13 protein-coding genes are annotated in these 12,599 nt (G+C 68.5%); 9 read left to right on the top strand and 4 right to left on the bottom strand.

Annotated elements, in window-relative coordinates:
• Positions 1–19: 19 nt before the first annotated feature.
• From ACIBK0_RS33420 to ACIBK0_RS33410, 3 genes are all read left to right on the top strand, one after another.
• Positions 20–1,009 (top strand): pirin family protein, encoded by a 990-nt coding sequence (locus ACIBK0_RS33420; RefSeq protein ID WP_399088121.1) that lies wholly within the window; start codon positions 20–22, stop codon positions 1,007–1,009.
• 101 nt (positions 1,010–1,110) lie between these two features.
• Complete coding sequence (locus ACIBK0_RS33415; RefSeq protein ID WP_399088372.1) at positions 1,111–1,347, top strand: GNAT family N-acetyltransferase; 237 nt, start codon at positions 1,111–1,113, stop codon at positions 1,345–1,347.
• A gap of 66 nt (positions 1,348–1,413) precedes the next feature.
• Complete coding sequence (locus ACIBK0_RS33410; protein WP_399088119.1) at positions 1,414–2,214, top strand: thioesterase family protein; 801 nt, start codon at positions 1,414–1,416, stop codon at positions 2,212–2,214.
• A gap of 374 nt (positions 2,215–2,588) precedes the next feature.
• On the opposite strand, the gene ACIBK0_RS33405 is transcribed toward ACIBK0_RS33410, so the two are convergent.
• On the bottom strand, positions 2,589–3,323 hold the full coding sequence (locus ACIBK0_RS33405) for a helix-turn-helix domain-containing protein (protein ID WP_399088117.1): 735 nt from the start codon (positions 3,321–3,323) through the stop codon (positions 2,589–2,591).
• Positions 3,324–3,546: 223 nt separating this feature from the next.
• Here ACIBK0_RS33405 and ACIBK0_RS33400 point away from each other — a divergent pair, with 223 nt between their 5' ends.
• The 5 genes from ACIBK0_RS33400 (at position 3,547) to ACIBK0_RS33380 (ending at position 9,536) form a co-directional block, all read left to right on the top strand.
• Entirely contained in the window at positions 3,547–4,215 is a 669-nt protein-coding gene (locus ACIBK0_RS33400; protein ID WP_399088370.1) for a DUF4097 family beta strand repeat-containing protein, read from the top strand.
• A 12-nt stretch (positions 4,216–4,227) separates the two neighbouring features.
• The gene (locus ACIBK0_RS33395) at positions 4,228–5,226 is read left to right on the top strand and encodes an ATP-binding cassette domain-containing protein (RefSeq protein WP_399088115.1); all 999 of its coding nucleotides are present in this window, start codon (positions 4,228–4,230) and stop codon (positions 5,224–5,226) included.
• Positions 5,223–6,041, top strand: a complete 819-nt coding sequence (locus tag ACIBK0_RS33390) for an ABC transporter permease (protein ID WP_399088113.1) — start codon at positions 5,223–5,225, stop codon at positions 6,039–6,041. Before ACIBK0_RS33395 ends, ACIBK0_RS33390 begins: the two co-directional genes overlap by 4 nt.
• A gap of 415 nt (positions 6,042–6,456) precedes the next feature.
• A complete protein-coding gene (locus ACIBK0_RS33385) occupies positions 6,457–7,776 on the top strand; it encodes a phosphatase PAP2 family protein (RefSeq protein ID WP_399088368.1) in 1,320 nt (439 codons plus the stop codon).
• Between the two features lie 428 nt (positions 7,777–8,204).
• The gene (locus ACIBK0_RS33380) at positions 8,205–9,536 is read left to right on the top strand and encodes a cytochrome P450 (RefSeq protein ID WP_399088111.1); all 1,332 of its coding nucleotides are present in this window, start codon (positions 8,205–8,207) and stop codon (positions 9,534–9,536) included.
• A 168-nt stretch (positions 9,537–9,704) separates the two neighbouring features.
• Here the strand turns inward: ACIBK0_RS33380 and ACIBK0_RS33375 are convergent, their stop codons facing one another.
• Genes ACIBK0_RS33375 through ACIBK0_RS33365 form a run of 3 tightly spaced genes read right to left on the bottom strand, consistent with a single transcriptional unit; the run spans position 9,705 to position 11,929 of the window.
• On the bottom strand, positions 9,705–10,019 hold the full coding sequence (locus ACIBK0_RS33375) for a hypothetical protein (RefSeq protein ID WP_399088108.1): 315 nt from the start codon (positions 10,017–10,019) through the stop codon (positions 9,705–9,707).
• A gap of 19 nt (positions 10,020–10,038) precedes the next feature.
• On the bottom strand, positions 10,039–10,305 hold the full coding sequence (locus ACIBK0_RS33370; RefSeq protein ID WP_399088106.1) for a hypothetical protein: 267 nt from the start codon (positions 10,303–10,305) through the stop codon (positions 10,039–10,041).
• A gap of 37 nt (positions 10,306–10,342) precedes the next feature.
• Positions 10,343–11,929: an MFS transporter gene (locus ACIBK0_RS33365; protein WP_399088104.1), complete on the bottom strand. Its 1,587-nt coding sequence runs from the start codon at positions 11,927–11,929 to the stop codon at positions 10,343–10,345.
• Between the two features lie 358 nt (positions 11,930–12,287).
• On the opposite strand from ACIBK0_RS33365, the gene ACIBK0_RS33360 reads away from it, so the two are divergent.
• A complete protein-coding gene (locus ACIBK0_RS33360; RefSeq protein WP_399088102.1) occupies positions 12,288–12,455 on the top strand; it encodes a hypothetical protein in 168 nt (55 codons plus the stop codon).
• Positions 12,456–12,599 lie beyond the last annotated feature (144 nt).

The following is a 12,599-nucleotide window of genomic DNA, read 5'->3' as shown; positions in this document are numbered from 1 at the left end:
GGCTGGGAGGCGATCCTCGGTGAGCAATGTCGAAACCAGAGCCATGGAACTGCGATGCGGCGCGGCGGTCGACGGCGAGCGGCCGACCGAGGCGTCACGGGTCGACGTACTGGCTGCACGTGATGTGCCCCTCGGAGGCCCCCGGGCGATGACCGTGCGGCGAACACTGCCGCAGCGCGCACGTACCCTGATCGGCGCTTGGTGCTTCGCTGATCACTACGGCCCCGACGACGTGTCGCTGACGGGCGGCATGGATGTCGCCCCGCATCCGCACACCGGGCTGCAGACGGTGAGCTGGCTGTTCAGCGGGGAGATCGAGCACCGTGACAGCCTGGGCAGCCATGCCTACATTCGGCCAGGCGAACTGAACCTCATGACGGGCGGGTTCGGCATTTGCCACTCCGAGGCGTCCACCCCGCGGACCACCATCCTGCACGGTGTCCAGCTGTGGGTGGCGCTGCCGGAGGAGCACCGCGATGCCGAGAGGGACTTCCAGCACTACGCACCCGAGGCCGTGCGGATCGAGGGGGCCGAGATCAGGGTCTTCCTGGGTTCCCTGGCCGGCGACGTCTCCCCGGTGCGAACCTTCACCCCCCTGATCGGCGCCGAGATCCTCCTCCAGCCGCGCGCCGCCGTCACGCTCGCCGTGGACCCCGGTTTTGAGCACGGCCTCCTGGTCGACCAGGGCCATGTACATCTGGGCGACACCCTGGTCGGCCCCGCGGAGTTGGGCTACGTCCACCCGGGCAGCGACGTCCTGACGCTGACGAACGGGTCGGACGACATCGCACGGACGGTCCTGCTCGGCGGAGCCCCGTTCGAGGAGGAAATCGTCATGTGGTGGAACTTCGTCGGGCGCAGTCACGAAGACATTGCGCAGGCCCGGGAGGATTGGCAGAACTCTTCCGATCGCTTCGGCGCTGTCGAAGGGTATCCGGGTGACCGCCTTGCCGCCCCAGCACTGCCGAACGCCGTCATCACGCCACGCAGGAATCCACCGCGCCACTGACCCGTCCGACGCGTCACCGACCTCCTTCTGAAAGGCGCCGATGAGCCGGCCTCACACCGCTCCGAGACCGTAGAGCGGGTGGACGCCAAGAACCGCTATGAATCCATGTCGACGGGAAGCGCGCCGGACTGACCGCCTACCGCGACCTCGGGGAGCAGCGCGTCTTCTGTCATACCGAGGTCGACGACGCCTTCGCCGGGCAGGGCCTGGCCTCCCAGCTGGTCCAGGAGGCGCTCACCGACGTGCGTGACTCCGGGAAGCGGATCGTGCCCGTCTGCCCGTACGTGGCCAAGTTCCTGAAGACACGAGGAGTTCGCCGACTTCACCGATCCCCGTGACGCCCGACGTGAGCAAGCGCTTAGTATCTTTGTATGGGACAGTCCGAGCGACAGGGAAGGCCAGTTATGCCGACGTCGCAAGCCGAGGCCTTCTACGAGCGGGAGGCCCCCGATCGGTTCCTCCCTACCGCCTACACCCGCGGGCCCTGGGACGCCGACTCCCAGCACGCCGGTCCGCCGGCGGCGTTGCTCGGGCTGGCCGTGGAGCAACGGCCGGGTGGACGCGCGGAGATGCGGGTCGCCCGGCTCAGCTACGAGATCATGCGGCCTGTCCCGATACGGCCGCTGACCGTGACCACGCGCGTGCTGCGCGCCGGACGCAGCGTCGAGCTCGTGGAGGTCGGGCTGACGCCCGACGGCGGCGATGAAGTGATGCGGGCGACGGCCTTGCTGATGAAGACGGCGCCGGACTCGGTACCGGAGGTGTCGCCCGGGCGGCAGGTTCCCGGGCCCGGGGACGCGCCGTCGAAAGCGTTTTTCCCGGTTCCGTGGGACCAGGGCTACCACACCGCCATGGACGTGCGCTTCGCCGCCGGTTCGTTCCTCGAGTCCGGTCCGGCCACGGCGTGGATGCGCATGAGGGTCCCCTTGGTCGCGGGCGAGGAGATCACGCCGCTGAGCCGGGTGCTGACGGCTGCCGACTCGGGCAACGGTGTCAGTGCCGAGCTGGATTTCCACCATTACGTCTTCATCAACGCCGACCTCACCGTCGGCCTGCACCGCCACCCCGAGGGCGAGTGGGTCTGCTTGGACGCCCGGTCGATGGTGGACGGTGCGGGCATCGGACTCGCCGAGTCCGCCCTGCACGACGAGAAGGGCCCGCTCGGTCGAAGCACCCAGACCCTGTACGTCGCCGCGCGCGGCTGAGGCAGCCTGCACGGCGCGCCCTCGACGACCGCGACAAGTGGCAAGGTGGCGCCCGCCGGGCGACTGCGAGGGGGAAGGTGCTGCCAACGCCGGCTTTGGCGGCCAATTCGGGCCGGCTGCTCGTGTGTCCTCGCCAAACTCCCAACGCTGGAGTGGATCCGAGTCGCGGATCTCCGGCGCGGCTGACGACTCCCATTCAAGTCCGGCCCCGGCGCCACGCCTTGTAGGTGAAGTGGCCCCAGCCGTCATTCACATGGAGTGAGCTGACGAGCGGACAGTCCGGAGCCTCCATCGGACCCGGTGCGATTCACAGCTGGTTTCGTCCCATGGCTGTGACCATCGAGACGGCTGTCTGTCAGTGATCTGAACGTGGTTCAGGTAGTGCTGTCGGAGGGCGTTTCGGGTTTCGTGTGGAGGACTTCGCGGGCCTGGTCCGCGGCGCGGGTGATGCTCTCTGAGACGAAGTCGAGGAAGCGGGCGATGTTCTCGAGGCGGGTGGCGGCCGGGGTGTCGCGGCCGAGGATGTTGACGCCCTGTCGTGCGGTCTCGGCGACCTGAATGGTGCCGCGGGCGCTGGCGATCATGGACTGGTACCAGACGTCGTCGTCGGCGACGTAGCGCTCGCGGCGGCGTTCGTCGCGTTCCCGGCGCACAAGGCCCTGGCTTTCGAGGAACGCGATCGCTTTGGAGATGGACGCCGGGCTGACCTGGAGGCGCTGGACGAGTTCAGCCGCGGTGAGGCTGCCGGCGTCGCTGGTGTAGAGGCAGGTCAGCACCCGGGCCATCATCTTGGGTGTGCCCGCTTGCATGAGGACGGTGGTGAACGTCTCCTCGTACTCGCGTACGGCCTCGGCGTCGCGTCCGTGGGCCTGCGGGGGCGCCTGCTCCCCTCGGGTTGGGGCCTGCCGACGGCGGTGGGCGCGGCGCTCGGTGGCGCGGTGGGCCAGGTCGGCGCGGTAGGCAGTGGGACCGCCGTTGCGCATCACCTCGCGCGTGATCGTCGAGGTCGGGCGGTCGAGGCGTCTGGCGATCTCCGCGTAGGCGAGGCCGTCGGCCAGTCCCAGCGCGATCTGCTGACGTTCCTGCTGGGTGAGTCTGCCTCCGGGCATCGGCGGTCTCCTTCGTGCTCATTGGTGGCTCCACCATAGCGTTCACTTCCAATTGATTGCAACGAACGGACGGCTGTCGTTGCATTACTTTCAGGGTCGTTGCAACAAATTCTTACGTCTACCTGCATTGATGATGATTGTGCGCAACGAGCCTGTTGCTAGAACTGTGAATGCAACGTAGCTTTTCCGTCATCGGAAACAGCGACGAGCACAGGAGCGCATGATGCAGAAGTTCGACACCCCGGCCCCGATGACCATCGTCCTGGACATCCCCGCGGGGCGCGTCCGGTTCATCGCCGCCGACCGGGCCGACACCACGGTCGAGGTCCTGCCCGCGGACGCCTCCAAGGGCCGTGACGTGAAGGCGGCGGAGCAGACCACGGTCGTCTACGGCGACGGCGTCCTGCGGATCGAGGCCCCGGCGGCGAAGAACCAGTACCTCGGCCCCTCCGGATCCATCGAGGTGACGGTCCGGCTGCCCGCCGGCTCTCGCATCGAGGCGAAGGCGGCCAGCGCCGAGATCCGGGGTGTCGGACGCCTCGGCGACGTCGCCTTCGAGGGCGCGCAGGGCTTGGTCAAGCTCGACGAGGCCGCGAGCGCCCGCCTCACCCTCCTCGCCGGCGACGTCTCGGTCGGCCGACTGGGCGGCCCCGCGGAGATCAGCACTCAAAAGGGCGACATCCGGATCGCCGAGGCGGTGCGCGGCACGGTCGTGCTGACCACCCAGAGGGGCGAGGTGTCGGTCGGTGCCGCCCACGGAGTGTCCGCATCACTGGACGCCGGCACCGGATACGGCCGGATTCACAACGCGCTCAAGAACACCGACGGAGCCGCCGACCTGAACATCCGCGCGACCACCGCCCACGGCGACATCGCCGCCCGCAGCCTCTGAAGGAGCACCCTCATGACCAACTTGGCCATCGCGGCGAACGGGCTGCGCAAGTCCTACGGCGACAAGACCGTCCTCGACGGCGTCGACCTGGCCGTCCCGGAAGGAACGATCTTCTCCCTCCTCGGCCCGAACGGCGCCGGCAAGACCACCGCCGTGCAGATCCTCTCCACCCTGATCAGCGCAGACCCCGCCAGTGGCCGGATCCGCGTCGGCGGCCACGACCTCGCCACCGACCCGCAGGCCGTGCGTGCCGCGATCGGCGTCACCGGTCAGTTCTCCGCCGTCGACGGGTTGATCACCGGTGAGGAGAACATGCTCCTCATGGCGGACCTGCACCACCTGTCCAAGCGCGAGGGACGGCAGGTCGCCGCCGAGCTGCTGGAGCGGTTCGATCTCACCGAGGCCGCGAAGAAGCCCGCCTCCACCTACTCCGGCGGCATGAAGCGCCGCCTCGACATCGCCATGACCCTGGTCGGCAACCCGCGCATCATCTTCCTCGACGAACCGACCACCGGCCTCGACCCGCGCGCCCGCCACAACATGTGGCAGATCATCCGCGAACTCGTCACGGGCGGCGTCACCGTCTTCCTCACCACCCAGTACCTGGAGGAGGCCGACGAGCTCGCCGACCGCATCGCCGTGCTCCACGACGGCAAGATCGCCGCCCAGGGCACCGCCGACGAGCTCAAGCGGCTCATCCCCGGCGGACACGTCCGGCTCCGCTTCACCGACCCGGCCGCCTACCAGAGCGCCGCCTCCGCGCTGCGCGAGATGACCCTCCCCCACTCTCGGCTTCGCTCGAGCGGGGGGACCCCCATCGACGAGGCGCTGGCGCTGCAGATCCCCAGCGACGGCAGCCAGCGCGAGCTGCGCTCGATCCTCGACTGGCTGGACTCGATCGGCATCGAGGCCGACGAGCTGACCGTGCACACCCCCGACCTCGACGACGTCTTCTTCGCCCTGACCGGCGACGCCGGCATCCCCAACCAGCCCAAGGAGGCTGTCCGATGAGCTCCCCCCTGGCTCCCGCCCGCCCGACCCGGATCTCCCTCGCCGTGCGCGACTCGTCCACGATGCTGCGCCGCAACCTGCTGCACGCCCGGCGCTACCCCTCCCTCACCCTGAACCTGCTGCTCACCCCGATCATGCTGCTGCTGCTCTTCGTCTACATCTTCGGCGACACCATGAGCGCGGGCATCGGCGGCGGAGCTCCGGACCGCTCCCAGTACATCGCCTATATCGTCCCGGGCCTCCTGCTGATGACCATCGGCAGCACCACGATCGGCACCGCGGTCTCCGTCTCCAACGACATGACCGAGGGCATCATCGCCCGCTTCCGCACGATGGCGATCCACCGTGCTTCGGTGCTCGTCGGACACGTCATCGGCAGCGTGGTGCAGTCGATCGTGAGCGTGGTCCTCGTCGGCGCCGTCGCCGTGGCCATCGGCTTCCGCTCCACCGACGCCACCGTCCTGGAGTGGATCCTGGCGTTCGGACTGCTCGTGCTCTTCGCCATGGCGCTCACCTGGATCGCGGTCGGCATGGGCCTGGTCAGCCCGAATGCCGAGGCCGCCAGCAACAACGCAATGCCCCTGATCCTGCTGCCGCTCCTCTCCAGCGCCTTCGTCCCCCTCCACTCGATGCCGGGCTGGTTCCAGCCGATCGCCGAATACCAGCCCTTCACGCCCGCCATCGAGACCCTGCGCGGCCTGCTGCTCGGCACCGAGATCGGCCATAACGGATGGCTCGCCGTCGTCTGGTGCCTGGGCCTCGCGGTGCTCGGCTACCTCTGGTCGACCTCGAAGTTCAACCACGACCCGAAATAACCGCCATGACAACGCGGGCCACCTCCCGCAACTCGTCCCACCCGAGGGCGGCGCACACCGACACGCGTCGGCGTACGCCGCCCCGTTCGTGTGCAAGGAGGACATCATCCGGGCCGCTGCCGCTCCGTGGACCAAGCCCCTGACCTGGTTGCTCGCCGGGCGAGAGTTTCCTGGTCATCCCCGAGACGCTGGACCATCGAGCGCAGGATCCACTGACCTTCGCACCCACCCGTGACCAGCAAGACCCGAGACCCGCCCGCATTGCTCCGATAGCATGATCGCACTAATCACCCGCCCTTCACCGGAAAACCATGCCATCTAATACTATGAGTAACCTATTTGACCAATATGTAGCAAATCGGCCAAACAATTGATATCCATAGCATCGCGGGTATTTTCGCGAATTAACTGCAGAATTAGATTCACCGCGTGGCGTCAGCCGCGGGCGATCCTGGGGGCCACGGCGGGTGTGGTGGCCCTCGGATTCCTCATCACGCTGGAGATCGCCGCTCGTCGCTACGGCCTGCCGGGGCCGATCACCAACCAGGCGCGAGAGGTGATATTCGCCCCCAAATCGGGGCCACTGTTGTACGCCAGTATGGCGTTGATGATGGTGGTGCTCCCCTGGCGGCAACGGTTCATCGCGGCCGGCGCCGCGATCGGCATCGATGTCGCCTTCTGGCTCGTGCGGTGGGCGGTCGACGCCAAGATGATGTTCGGCAACGGCGCCTTGTGGGTGATTTTGGGCTGTGCGGTCATCGCTGTCACGCGCCGCACCGGCCGGGAACGCGTCCTGCTGCTGAAAGGCGTCGGACTGGCCCTGTTGCTGGTGACCGGCCGCAAAACTGGCGATACCTGGCTACTCATCACGTCGAAGACCCGCCCGGCGGTGCTCGACCAGTACGTGGCAACCGCCGATCACGCGCTGGGCAACCCGTCGTGGCTGGTAGGCCGTTTTGTCAGGGCCACCGGTCCGATCGGCGCCCATGTTCTCGACTACGTCTACATTCAGCTTGCGGTGGCCGCGGTCATCGTCACGCTCTACCAGTTGCGTAACGTGGCGGTCGAGCGCCGCTTCCCGCGCCATCATCTGGTGCGCACCTTTCTGGTGATCGGCCTCCTCGGGCCGGCCATCTACATGATCTTCCCGGTCGTCGGGCCGGTCTTCGCCTACGGCACCGGCGCCTTCGGCACCGGCGGCGGGCACTGGGCGGTGGCCAATCTGTGGCCGGACGCACCGCCGCCGATCAATACCCCGCACCACATGCCATTCGACGAGATCACCCCACGCAACTGCATGCCCAGCCTGCACACAGCGTGGGCTACCGCGATCTTCATTCATTCCCGCAGAGGCCCACGGATTCTGCAATTCGCAGGCGCGTTCTGGCTGATTGCCACGCTCGGCGCAACGCTGGGCTTCGGCTACCACTACGGCGCGGATATCGTTGCCGGCGTGGTGTTCACGCTCACGATCGAGGCAGCTCTGCGCTCGCTCGAACGTGGCTGGGATCGGTCAGGAATTCAGCTGGTCGCTTACGGGGCAACGGTCTTCGCTGCGCTCTTGGCGTCATATCGCTATCTGTCGATGGAAATGGCCAGACATCCATGGGTGTTTGGACCACTCATCATTCTGGCGATGGCCTCAGTGATCCACGGCTATATACGGACCACCAAACTGTGGGAACCGAAGGCCGCACCAGTGTGGCAGCCGGAACCGCAACCCGAACCGGTTTGAATCATGGTGCATCAGGTTGTGGGCTGAGCGGTTACCGAGTGGGGCCGGGATGATGAACGTGTGCGGGCGAAGACACACCGGAGACTGTCTCCGCCCGCCGGCGACATCGCGACCCGCCGTACACGGATCAGGGGAGAGAAGGGGCGGGATCCGTGCCCGCCGGGGTGCCAGTGACCTTCGAGTGCAGGATCATGCACGCTGTCACCGAGGAGGTCCGTCACCAAGGAGGTCACTGACCAGCTGACCGGGACAACCGCCCTCACCGGCGCCACAAGCAGCCGTCTGGAACGTAGCGTCTCGGTGGTTCTCGTTCGGAGGCCTTTGTGGTCGCGCCCAGGTGGCCTGCCACTGGGTGTTCCTTCTCCCGTACAGTCCGTGTTGCCGATGCTCCGCCACGGCCGAGCCCAGCGGTTGACCAGGAGAGGCACATGGACATCGAAGCCAGTCCCGGCTCCCTTCCGTACGTTCCCGGAACGGGCCGGCCGGTCCCCGAAGCCGAGCCTGGACTCGTGGAGAGCTGGCGTTCGGCGCGAGGCGAACTGGTCGAGCTGCTGTCCCAGGTGCACGAACGGCTCGGCGGCATCGCCGCGTTCCGCCTCGGGCCGGCCCCCACCGTTCTCGTCACCGACCCACAGGCCGTCCAGCACGTACTCGCCCGGCACCCGGAGCGGTACGTCAAGCGCTCCCACCGCGCCCGTGTGCTGATCGGCGACGGCGTCCTCGCCGCCACCGGTGCGGCCTGGAAGCGGCAACGCCGCTTGTTGCAGTCCCAGTTCACCGGCACGGGGATGCGCCGCTACGAACGGCGGATCACCGAGGCTGCCCGGACCACCGCAGGGCGCTGGCGCGAGTACGCCCGTACCGGGCAGAGCATCGATGTCGGGCAGGAGATGCGCCGCTTCGCCCTGGACGCCATCTGGCGCTCTCTCACCGGGCACCCCCTCGATGACGGGACCGAGCGCGAACTGGCCGCCGTGGCCGCCGTGGCGACTGCCCTTCCGACTCTGCCCGCTGACGTCACCGACGCGCAGGACGCCGTCGCCGCCGATCTCGCCCGGATCGACGCGGTCGCCCGGCGCGCCATCGACGCCGCCCGCAGCGGGGCGGCCGGCCCCGACGGCCCGGGCCTGCTGCACGTCCTGATCGACGCCGCCACCGAGCGCCCCGAGTACACCGACCGGCTGATCCGCGACGAACTGGTCACGCTGCTCGTGGCCGGGCACGAGACCACCGCCACCACCCTGACCTGGCTCTACCTGCTCCTCGACCAGTACCCCGCCGCCCGCGGACACGCTCTCGCCGCCGGCTGCGAGGGCTCACCGCAACGTCGCCAGGCCATCCAGGCCCTGGTCCACGAGACGCTCCGGCTCTACCCGTCCGCCTGGATCCTGCCCCGCCACGCCGCCGGGGACGACAACCTCGCCGGCTATGCCGTCGAGGCGGGCACCGACATCCTGGTCTGCCCGTACCTCACCCACCGCGATCCCGAACTGTGGCCGGACCCGGAGCACTTCGACCCCCGGCGCTTCATCGCCCCGGACGGCCGACCTGCCCACCCGGGCGCCTATTTCCCCTTCGGCATCGGTCCCCGTGCCTGCCTCGGTCTGCAGTTCGCGCTCCGCGAATCGACCGTCCTGCTCGAACACCTGCTGCCGGTCCACACCCTGGCCTTCCACTCCACCCCCGCGAAGGCGGTGTACGGCATCACCGTCCGCCCCGACGGCCCCACCCGCGCAACCTTGGACCCGCCACTCGCCTGAACGTGCCACGCTGGGGCGCAGCGCCCGGTCGGCCTAGCGTGTACGCCCGGCGGGCTTCCCGTCCACGACACGTCAGGGCCGCGGACGCACGGCCGAAAAGACCGAGCACCGCTTCCTTCGGCACCACCGGCGGACGAGCCGTCACCCGCCGCCGGGACCGCCGGAGCCTCAGGCCGGATTGCGGCCGATGAAGAACTCGCGGAACGGATCCATGCTCGGTTCGAGTCCGGCGTCGATCAGACCCTTGCGCAGGGCGTTCATCTGGGCGTCGTGGATCCGCTGCGTGGGCTGACGGAGTGGGCCGCCGTTGTAGCCCTGGAGCCGGTCCTGGAACTTCCACGCCTGCCGGTTGATGAACGCACCGCCGTGCAGGGCGGCGGCGAGACCCGACTTGACCTTACGGGCGGGATGAAGCTGCCAGTGGATGTCGGCGGCATCGTCGTCCTTGCCCTCCCGCAGGAGCTGGAAGGCGCGCGGGATCATCGGGCCGTAGCACTCGTGGTCACCGGTCGCGGAGAAAGAGCATCACCGCGAGGTTCGTCGCGTCGCAGACGGCCTTGGTGTAGTCATAGATCTCCTGCTCGGACTCCGGGTGGAAGTTCGGCGGGTACGACAGCAGTATCAGCTCGGCGCCGGCCTCCTCGGCCCCCCCCCGGACGGCTTCCATGTTCTGTTCCAGGGTGCTCCAGCCGGCGTGGTGCGTGAGCAGCAGCCGGTCGCCGGCCTCGTCCTTGACGATCCTCAGGAAGTGGCGCCACCCAAGGACCACGCGCACCCTTCGGCCGGGCGCGCAGGCCCGCCGTCCCTCAGTGACGGGCTGCCTCGGAGGCGCGCCGCACGCCGACCACGGCCAGCAGGGCGCCGACGAGGCACAGCGCACCGGCGACCAGCACGGAGGTGTGCACGCCGTTCATGAACGCCTGGTGGCTTCCCTCGGCGACGGCGGTCTTGAGCCGGGCGGGCATGTCGCCGGAGACCGGAGCGACACCCATGGCGACCGCATCCTTCCCCTCGGTCAGGCCCTTCGCCGCGGTCGCGGGCACGCCGGCGGAGGTCAGTTCGCCGGTGAGGGTGGAGCCGACGCGGCTGCTGATGAGTGACACGAGCACGGAGGTGCCGAGCGCGCCGCCGATCTGCAGGGCGGTCGCCTGCAGGCCGCCTGCCACGCCGCCGTCCTTGACCGGTGCGTTGCCGACGATGGCGTCGGAGGAGGACGACATCACCATGCCGACACCGAGACCGAGCGCGATGAACGGCGGCCACATCACGGTGTAGGAGGAGTCCGCGCTCCAGCCGAGCATCACGAAGCAGGCGACCGCCTGGAGCACCATGCCCAGCGGCATGGTGAGCCGCGGTCCGAACCGGTCGGTGAGCGCCGCGCCCAGCGGGGATGCCACGACGGACGCCAGACTCAGCGGCAGGGTGCGCACGCCCGCCTCCACGGGGGTGAAGCCGCGTACGTTCTGGAGGTAGAGCATCACGAAGAAGATCACGCCGAGCAGCACGAAGAAGTTCAGCGCGGTGATGACGGTACCTATGATCAGTGCCGGGCTGCGGAAGAGACGCATGGGCAGCAGGGGGGCCGCGACCCGGGTCTCGTAGAAGCCGAAGAGCAGCAGGACAGCGATGCCGGCCGCGATGGCGCCCAGGGTGCCGCCCGAAGTCCAGCCCCAGGTCTCGCCCTTGACTACGCCGAACACGAGGGCGAGCAGGCCGAGGGCGAGCAGGACGACTCCGACGATGTCGAACTTCTCGTCCGCGGCGGCCGTGTTCTTCCTCTGCGGGAGGACGGCGATGCTGAAGACGAGCGCGATGACGCCGACGGGGGCGTTGATGTAGAAGACGGACTCCCAGTCGACGTGCTGCACGAGCAGGCCGCCGACGATGGGGCCGAGGGCGGTGGAGACCGAGGAGACCATGGCCCAGATGCCCACCGCCATGCCGAACTTCTTCGGTGGGAAGACGGCGCGCAGCATGCCGAGGGTGTTGGGCATCAGCAGGGCGCCGAAGAAACCCTGCAGCGCTCGGAAAGTGATGACGGCCGCGATGGATCCGGACAGTCCGATGGCGACGGACGCGATGGTGAACCCGGTGACGCCGATCAGGTAGAAGGTACGGCGCCCGAACCGGTCGCCGAGCTTGCCGCCGAGGATCAGGGCGACGGCCAGGGCCAGCAGGTAGGCGTTGGTCACCCACTGGAGGTCGGCGGTGGACGCGTGCAGGTCCCGGCCGATCTCGGGGTTGGCGATGGAGACGACCGAGCCGTCGAGGCCGACCATGAAGAGGCCGAAAGCGACGGCAATCAGGGTGAGCCAGGGGTTGGCCCGCCTGCCGCGGGGGTGGTCCGCGGGCGGGGCGTGGGTCGGCAGGACGGAAGAAGTGACGGAGGGCATGCCTGTCTTTCGTAGGTCATGGAGGATGCGTGGATGCGTGCCACGGGGCGCCGAAAACCGAGAACCTGCCTGCGAATTCATAGAGAACGCGTCCGCATCCGGCGGAACGCTGAGAGGCGTGCCGCCCGACCGTGGTGGGCCCGTTGAAGTTCGGTCGGGGGTCAGGCCCTAGGCGACGCGAAGAACAACGCCGGCGACGCGAAGAACAACGCCGGCACTGCGAAGCTCGCCACTCCATCGTGTCCGAATACCGCGCCTCGAAGGCGACCAACCGGCACATACTCAATATTTCCGTGGCCCCGGAGGGTGGCGGCACCGGCACGGTCAGCGAATTCGGCGCCTACGCCCCCCTACACAGGTGTCCGTCATCGCCCATCCCGCTGCCGGCTTCCAGTTCGCGGGCTGGGGCGGCGACGGCGTCGAGCACACCGACACTGGTGCGGAGTACCGGATCACCATGGACGAAGACCGGAGCATCATTTGCGCGCTCCAACGAGGTGTGACCGCACATCCATCCCGTCCCTGACCGGCGGCTGACGTAGAACCGGGCGGGGGGGGGGGGGCGGCCCCCCCCCCCCCCCGCCCGGGGGGGGGGGGCCGCCCCCCCCCCCCCCCCCCCCCCCCCCACACACCGAAAAAACAAAATATTGATCGTGAGCCCCAAAACACA

It is taken from the genome of Streptomyces sp. NPDC050564, assembly GCF_044457265.1.
Classification (GTDB): Bacteria; Actinomycetota; Actinomycetes; order Streptomycetales; family Streptomycetaceae; genus Streptomyces.
Note: the sequence above shows the minus strand (reverse complement) of the source record. Positions and strands in the feature narration are given on the sequence as shown.

What these genes read in the sequence shown, in the direction of transcription:
- ACIBK0_RS33410 (WP_399088119.1), top strand. Translation starts at nt 1,414, where the DNA reads ATGCCGACGTCGCAAGCCGAGGCCTTCTACGAGCGGGAGGCCCCCGAT.
- ACIBK0_RS33405 (WP_399088117.1), bottom strand. Translation starts at nt 3,323, where the DNA reads ATGCCCGGAGGCAGACTCACCCAGCAGGAACGTCAGCAGATCGCGCTG.
- ACIBK0_RS33400 (WP_399088370.1), top strand. Translation starts at nt 3,547, where the DNA reads ATGCAGAAGTTCGACACCCCGGCCCCGATGACCATCGTCCTGGACATC.
- ACIBK0_RS33395 (WP_399088115.1), top strand. Translation starts at nt 4,228, where the DNA reads ATGACCAACTTGGCCATCGCGGCGAACGGGCTGCGCAAGTCCTACGGC.
- ACIBK0_RS33390 (WP_399088113.1), top strand. Translation starts at nt 5,223, where the DNA reads ATGAGCTCCCCCCTGGCTCCCGCCCGCCCGACCCGGATCTCCCTCGCC.
- ACIBK0_RS33380 (WP_399088111.1), top strand. Translation starts at nt 8,205, where the DNA reads ATGGACATCGAAGCCAGTCCCGGCTCCCTTCCGTACGTTCCCGGAACG.
- ACIBK0_RS33375 (WP_399088108.1), bottom strand. Translation starts at nt 10,019, where the DNA reads ATGATCCCGCGCGCCTTCCAGCTCCTGCGGGAGGGCAAGGACGACGAT.
- ACIBK0_RS33365 (WP_399088104.1), bottom strand. Translation starts at nt 11,929, where the DNA reads ATGCCCTCCGTCACTTCTTCCGTCCTGCCGACCCACGCCCCGCCCGCG.